Origin of the sequence: Nocardia suismassiliense, from assembly GCF_900269665.1 — a bacterium.
Taxonomy (GTDB): domain Bacteria; phylum Actinomycetota; class Actinomycetes; order Mycobacteriales; family Mycobacteriaceae; genus Nocardia; species Nocardia suismassiliense.
Genome location: NZ_LT985382.1, coordinates 1 through 1,023, shown reverse-complemented (window position 1 = coordinate 1,023; position 1,023 = coordinate 1). Strand labels below are relative to the sequence as shown.

Genomic DNA, 1,023 nt, shown 5'->3' with positions numbered 1-1,023 from the left:
GTGTCGGGGCGGGACAGTTCGACGTCGGCGTCGCACACCACTCGGACTACCGGGGCTGCTGCTTTCAAATACTCTTCTGCCGCACGGAGTTTGGCGCGGATGCCTTGGGCCAGGTCGGCTTCGGGGTCTTCGACGGCGGCGACCAATGCTTCCAGGGAGCCGAAGCGGGTGATCAGCATGGACGCGGACTTCTCGCCGATGCCCGCTACGCCAGGGAGGCCGTCCGAGGCGTCGCCGCGCAGGGTGGCGAGATCGGCGTACGCGCGGCCCGCGTTCTCCAGCGGCACACCGTATTTGGCGGAAACATCGGCCGGGCCGTACAGCTCGGCCTTCGCCAGTCCGCGTCCCGCGTACAGCACCCGCACCGGTGGCGCAGGAGTGTCCCGGACGAGTTGCAGCAGATCTCGGTCGCCGCTGACGACCACGACCTCGTCGGTGGTTTCGCGGGTGGCCAGGGTGCCGAGCACGTCGTCGGCTTCCAGCCCGTCGGCGCCGCCGGTCGCGATACCTGCCGCTTCGAGCACCTCGAGGATCATGTCGACCTGCGGGGTCAGCGTGTCCGGTACTACTTCGGCGCCGGGCCCCGCGTCCGCGGCGGTGTCGAGCCGGTGCGCCTTGTACGACGGCACCAGTTCGACCCGGAACACCGGCCGCCAGTTCAAGTCGAGGCACACCACCAACCGGCTCGGCGCATGCTTGGTGATCAACGATGCGACCATGTCGGTGAACCCACGCAGCGCGTTGACCGCCCGCCCGTCCGGCGCGGTGATCTTCTCAGGGATCGCGTGAAAGGCACGGAACCACAAGCTCGCCCCGTCCAAGAGCAACAGCGGTCCACCGGAAGTCGCAGCAGAAGTCACGCGCTGAGGCTACCTCCCAGCCCCGACAAACCCGGACGATCAAGCCGCGACGGGCGACAGCAGTGTCGGCCAGCAGGCAGCAGGCAGCAGGCAGCGGCAAGCGTGAGGCGGGAAGGAGGCGGCAAGGGGAGGCGGGACGGCGGCAGGCGGCAGGTGTAAGCAG

General features: G+C 68.9%; 1 protein-coding gene. It reads right to left on the bottom strand.

Going from position 1 to position 1,023, the window contains the following annotated elements:
* Positions 1-860 (bottom strand): 5'-3' exonuclease (locus DBO33_RS42495; protein WP_107661313.1); only part of this gene is annotated, 860 nt, incomplete at its 3' end.
* Positions 861-1,023: the final 163 nt, after the last annotated feature.